6 protein-coding genes are annotated in these 6,004 nt (G+C 63.1%); 5 read left to right on the top strand and 1 reads right to left on the bottom strand.

The features are described 5' to 3' along the window. On the bottom strand, window positions 1-313 hold a 313-nt coding region (locus EN991_RS20190), incomplete at its 3' end, for an SDR family NAD(P)-dependent oxidoreductase (protein ID WP_127369388.1). A 166-nt stretch (window positions 314-479) separates the two neighbouring features. Here EN991_RS20190 and EN991_RS20185 point away from each other — a divergent pair. The 5 genes from EN991_RS20185 (at window position 480) to EN991_RS20165 (ending at window position 5,796) form a co-directional block, all read left to right on the top strand. Then, a complete protein-coding gene (locus EN991_RS20185; protein WP_063170084.1) occupies window positions 480-1,340 on the top strand; it encodes a DeoR/GlpR family DNA-binding transcription regulator in 861 nt (286 codons plus the stop codon). A 38-nt stretch (window positions 1,341-1,378) separates the two neighbouring features. Continuing rightward, entirely contained in the window at window positions 1,379-2,179 is an 801-nt protein-coding gene (locus EN991_RS20180; RefSeq protein ID WP_064994611.1) for a BtpA/SgcQ family protein, read from the top strand. 163 nt (window positions 2,180-2,342) lie between these two features. Continuing rightward, a complete protein-coding gene (locus tag EN991_RS20175; RefSeq protein ID WP_127369387.1) occupies window positions 2,343-3,863 on the top strand; it encodes an FGGY-family carbohydrate kinase in 1,521 nt (506 codons plus the stop codon). Continuing rightward, window positions 3,863-4,492: an HAD family phosphatase gene (locus EN991_RS20170; RefSeq protein WP_127369386.1), complete on the top strand. Its 630-nt coding sequence runs from the start codon at window positions 3,863-3,865 to the stop codon at window positions 4,490-4,492. The genes EN991_RS20175 and EN991_RS20170 overlap by 1 nt, the downstream gene beginning before the upstream one ends. A 416-nt stretch (window positions 4,493-4,908) precedes the next feature. Further along, a complete protein-coding gene (locus EN991_RS20165; protein ID WP_013530264.1) occupies window positions 4,909-5,796 on the top strand; it encodes a sugar phosphate isomerase/epimerase family protein in 888 nt (295 codons plus the stop codon). Window positions 5,797-6,004: the final 208 nt, after the last annotated feature.

The raw sequence follows: 6,004 nt of genomic DNA, 5'->3' as shown, positions 1-6,004 counted from the left end.
GCTGCATGGTGGACACGCCGGCATTGGCGATCAGGATGTCGCAGCCGCCAAGCGCTTCCAGTACGGTGGCAAAGGCCGCCTCGACGGAATCGCGGCGGCGGACATCGACCGTGACGGCGGCGGCACCGCCACCAATTTCCTCAGCCGCCTGACGTGCCGCCTTGGGATCCAGATCGCCGATCGCCACGGCGACGCCCTGCCGCGTCAGGGCGGTCGCGATCGCCCGGCCGATCCCCGCGCCACCGCCCGTCACGAAGGCTCGCTTGCCCGCGAGTTCGGCAAGCACGGGAGGCGTGACGGAGACAGCCGGCATGGTCGTATTCTCTCTGCTTGATGGCGGAACGCATTTTGTTGATATCGAGATGCATACCAATAAAATCGAACACTGCAAACATATTTTTGTTTGAAAATGTTTGATCATGCGGTAGTGTGAAGATCAGCAGACCGCTTCGTCGGCGGCTTACCCACCGGATACATCGATGGCAGACGACACCACCCTTCCTGAGACATCGCCGCATGGCGCACCGCGCGACGCCGATCGTCAGCGCCTTCTCGCGCACGACCGGCAGGCACGCATCCTGGCTTTGCTGCGCCGGACGGGGTCGCTCACCGTCGCCGCGGCAGCGGCCGAACTTGCCGTTTCCGACATGACGATCCGCCGCGATCTCGTCGAACTGGAACGCGAGGGTAGGCTGGTCCGAATCCATGGCGGCGCGATCGAGGCCGACAACCCGCCGCTGGTCGCCATGGACAGCGAAGAGCCGAGTTTCGATTCGCGCTTGCGCCAGCGCCGCGACCCGAAGGCCGCGATTGCCGCGGCCGCGGCCGCGCTGGTTTCGGGATACCGCACGATCGCTTTGGATGTCGGCACCACCACCTATCTGATGGCCGAGCACCTCAGGGACCTTCCGCACGCCAAGGTGTTCACCAACAGCCTCAGGATCGCGGCGGCGCTGAATGGCGGTGTGCCCGAAGTCTATGTTGCCGGCGGCCGCGTACGGGCCGACGAGATGTCGACCGGCGGGCCTGCGGCCATCGCCCAGTTCGAGGCGCTGTGGTTCGATGTCGCCGTGATCGGCGTCTCCGGTATCACAGCGGACGGCCTCTTCGATTATTCCTTCGATGATACCGATATGAAGCGCGCCTATCTGAGGCGGTCAGGCACCAAGATCGTCCTGTGCGATTCCGCCAAATTCCTGCGCATGTCGCTGGTGCGGATAGCGCCACTGTCGGACTTCGACATCCTCATCACCGATGCCGAGCCGCCGGCCAAGATCGTCGCGGCGCTCGCCGCGGCCAAGGTCGACCTGCGCATCGCGCCGCCACTGACGCGCGACTGAGGCGCGCCATTTCACTTTATCCCCAAGGAGAAGACTCGATGGTATTTGAATTTTTCGGCGACAAGAAGAAGGCTGTCATCTCGATGGCACATATCGGTGCCCTGCCGGGAACGCCCCTCTATGATGCCGATGGCGGCCTCGACAAGCTGATCGATGGCGTACTCTCCGACATCCGCAAGCTGCAGAACGGCGGCGTCGATGCCATCATGTTCGGCAACGAGAACGACCGCCCCTATGTCTTCAAGGCGCCGCCCGAGGGCATTGCCGCCATGACTGCCATCGTCCAGGCGGTGAAGCCCGAGCTGAAAGTGCCGTTTGGCGTCAACTATCTCTGGGATCCGACTGCCAGCGTCGCGATCGGAGCCGCCACCGGAGCCCGTTTCGTGCGCGAGATCTTCACCGGCCTGTTCGCTTCCGATATGGGCTTGTGGGAGCCCGATTGCGCCGCCGCCTCGCGCCTGCGGCACAACCTTGGTCGCGACGACATGAAGCTTCTCTTCAACATCAATGCCGAGTTCGCACACTCGCTCGACCAGCGCCCGATTGAATTGCGTGCCAAGAGCGCGGTGTTCTCGTCGATGGCAGACGCGATCCTCGTCTCCGGTCCGATCACCGGCCAGCCGGCCGACCAGTCCCACCTGCGCAGCGTCTGCGAGACGATCAAGGACGTGCCGGTCTTCGCCAACACCGGCGTGAACATCGACAATGTCCGCGACGTCCTTTCGCTGGCGAGCGGCGTCGTGATCGGGACCCATTTCAAGATCGATGGCAATACCTGGAACGCCGTCGACGGCGATCGGGTCAAGCGCTTCATGGATGTTGTCGCCACTTTGCGCTGAGGACGGCTTCCACGGCGATGCCGGCCATCGCGCCGGCTCGCGGTGATCATATCGATCGTTGCAGGCCGGCGGCCGGAATGATCGACTGGCATCGAGCAGTGCGACACAACGAGGCAGACAGGTTTCGCCCGCCTGCCCTTCCCAGCATTTCAATGGATTCGACATGGCGTTCGTTCTCGGTCTCGATATCGGCACCACCTCGACGATCGGCATCCTGATCCGGCTTCCCGATCAGGTGCTGGGCCTCGCCTCGCGCCCCGTCACGCTGCACTCCGAGCATGCGGGCTGGGCCGAGGAAGATCCCGCGCAATGGTGGACCAATGTCCGCGGCATCGTGCAGGAGTTGCTCAGGACCAGCGGCATCAAGGCCGAGGAAATCGTGGCGGTCGGCACCACCGGCATGCTGCCGGCGGTCGTTCTTCTGAACGAGAAGGGCGAAGTGCTGCGGCCGAGCATCCAGCAGAGCGACGGCCGCTGTGGCGCCGAAGTGGCCGAACTGCGGACCGAATGCGATGAGACGGCTTTCATCACCAAGGCCGGCAACGGCATCAACCAACAGCTCGTCACCGCAAAGCTGCGCTGGATTGAGCGTCACGAGCCGGAGGTGTTCGGCCGCATCGCCACCGTTTTCGGCTCCTACGATTATATCAACTGGCGCCTCACCGGCGAACGTGCGGTCGAGCAGAACTGGGCGCTGGAGGCCGGCTTCGTCGATGTTTCGACGCACCGGATCGACGATGATCTGGTGGCGCTCGCGCACATACCGCGCTCGGCCGTGCCACGAAAGATCGCCTCGCATGAGATCCTCGGTTCCGTCTCGGCGAAGGCCGCCGATGAGACCGGCCTGATGGCGGGGACACCGGTCGTCGGCGGTGCAGCCGACATGATCGCCTCCGCGCTTGGCGCCGGCGTCGCCAAGCCGGGCGATGTCCTCCTGAAATTCGGCGGCTCGGTCGATATCCTGATCGCTACCGATCAGATCAAGCCCGATCCGCGCATGTATCTCGATTATCACCTGGTGCCGGGCCTGTTCATGCCCAATGGCTGCATGTCGACAGGCGGCTCCGCCCTCAACTGGTTCGTACGCAATTTCGCCGGCGGCGAGATGGCCGCGGCACAGGCCGAGGGTATTTCCGTACACCAGCGGCTCGATGCGCTGGCGGCAGAGCGTCCCGCCGGTGCCGACGGCCTCATCATCCTGCCCTATTTCCTTGGCGAGAAGACGCCGATCCATGATCCAGCGGCCCGCGGCGTGATCGACGGCCTGACGCTTTCGCACGATATCGGCCATGTCTGGCGCGCTTTGCTCGAGGCCTATGCCTTTGCCATCGCGCATCATGTCGAGGTGCTCAACGACATGGGCCATCGGACCGAGCGCTATCTCGCCTCCGACGGCGGCTCAAGCAGCAAGGTCTGGATGCAGATTGTCGCGGATGTCTTGCAAAAGCCGGTCCAACGCCTGACCGGGCACCCCGGCTCCTGCATCGGCGCTGCCTGGACGGCGGCGATAGGCACCGGCCTGACCGACGACTGGTCGGGCGTTTCCGGTTTCGTCAGCTTCGCCGACCGGCTCCATCCCGACCCGCGAAAGGCCGACATCTACCGCGACGGTTACCGCCGCTATCGCGATCTCTATACACGCCTATCGGCTCCTGGCGCGACCAAAGCTGGATCGCCATCGTGATGTATCGCGCCGTCGCCTGGGACATCGACGGAACGCTGATCGACAGCGAGCCGTTGCATCATCAATCTCTCCTCGCCGGCTGCCGCAACTGGAACGTCGATCTTGACGACCTGCCCGACCAAGCCTTTCGCGGCATCCATATGGGCGACGTCTGGACAATGCTGCGTCCGCGCCTCCCAGTCGGGCTTGACCAGGCGGAGTGGCTCGCCGCCATCAATGCCCACTACGTCGCCAACCGGGCGGACGCCATCCCGATCCCCGAGGCGGTCGAGACGATCCGGACCCTGGCTGACCGCGGCATCCCGCAGGTCTGCGTGTCAAATTCCGGCCGGCAAGTCGTCAATGCCAATCTCGATGCGCTCGGCGTGCTCGACCATATGAGCCTCACAATCAGCCTCGACGACGTTACGGTCGGCAAACCCGACCCAACGCCCTATCGCGAGGCCTGCCGGCAGCTCGCCATAGCTCCGGGATCCGTCGTCGCTGTGGAAGACAGCCGCACCGGCACCAAGGCCGCACGGGCCGCCGGTCTGTTCGTGGTTGGCTATCTCCCCAGCGGCGGCCCGCTCAGCGACATCGATCTCAGTGCCAACCGTCTGTCGTCGATCCTGGACCTGTTTCCCGGCTGAGGGTTTTCGCGTCGCCGCGTCCGGGTGCGCGCTTGGGCAAGCCGGAGGATCGGGCGTCCGCCGGCTGGTCCCAAGCGAATGCCTTGGCAGGAACTGACGAACGTTGGACCGGGTTCTGCTCGTTCCGCATTCGCCTTGCATCTCGCCGAGCGACGGTCCATGCCGCTCGGTCTGCGCAAGTGATGGGATATTTGTTGTCAAAAGCTGCATATCCCGTTTCTCGCATGGGTCAGAGAAAATTTTCTCGCACCTCCATGATGCCCCTCAACTGTCTGTTTTTCCGCATTTTTTTAATCCAGCATGATTGGCTCGCGCCGACCAATGCCACAACTCCTCTTGCGCTGGAGCTGAATTTTAGGCATTCAGGGATCAAGTTTGTATCTTTAACATGCAAACCTAATTATCGGAGGATCTGAATGCGGCGTCTTGGTATCCATTCATTTGTCTGGACAAACGGCCTGACCCAGGAGGGCCTGGAAATGGCACTCGCCAAGTCGGCGGATCATGGTTACCGGCTGATCGAGTTCGCTTATCTGCGGCCCGAGAAATTCGACCTCGACCGCCTGGCGAAGCAAGCCAAGGAACTGGACATCGAGATCGTGGTCACGATGGGCCTGTCGGCGGATGCGGACGTCTCGAGCGAGGACAAGGCCGTGGTCACCAAGGGAAAGGCGCTCTTGTCCGACGCGGTCAAGGCGGTCCGCGACATCGGCGGCATCCGATTGGGCGGCATTCTCTATTCGATGCACGGCAAGTATGACGGGCTGCCCACACGAACCGGCTGGATGAACAGCGCCGACGCCATCGCCGCGACCGCCGAGGTGGCCAGGGATAGCGGCGTGCAGATCGTTCTGGAAGTGGTGAACCGCTTCGAGTCCAACCTCTTGAACACGACCGCGCAAGGCCTGAAGTTCATCAAGGACACCGGCCGCGACGACGTCTTCCTGCATCTCGACACGTTCCACATGAACATCGAAGAGGCGAGCCAGGCCGAAGCGATCCGTCTGGCTGGGGACAAGCTCGGTTATTTCCACTTCAACGAGAACTACCGCGGCTATCTCGGCACCGGTACGATCGATTTCGCGAGCATCTTTTCCGCGCTGGTGGACATTGGCTTCCACAATCGCGACGTCACCTTCGAGAGCTTCTCCAGCGCCATCGTCGATGAAGCCCTGTCGCGTGTGTGCGGCATCTGGCGCGACACCTGGACCGACAACAATCCGCTCGCCGCGCATGCCAAGGCTTTCATCGAAAGCCGTTGGGAAGAAGCCGTGCGCCGGGCCGAGATCAACAAGGCTGCCTGAAGACGAAAGGGCTGCGGGCCGACAAGCGCCCGCACCATCTCATCCCGAGGAGGACGGGAAGATGACGCAGAACGAAGCTATCACCAACGAGAACGGCGCCACCGCGCCGCTTCTCCTCAGCGCCGAAAATGTCGCGAAGAGCTTTGCAGGCGTTCCCGCCCTGGTCGACGGGCGGATTCGGTTGCGCGCCGGGACGGTCAATGCCCTG

It is taken from the genome of Mesorhizobium sp. M7A.F.Ca.US.005.03.2.1, from assembly GCF_003997795.1.
In the GTDB taxonomy this organism is placed as follows: domain Bacteria; phylum Pseudomonadota; class Alphaproteobacteria; order Rhizobiales; family Rhizobiaceae; genus Mesorhizobium; species Mesorhizobium ciceri.
This window is presented reverse-complemented; position numbering and strand designations above follow the sequence as displayed.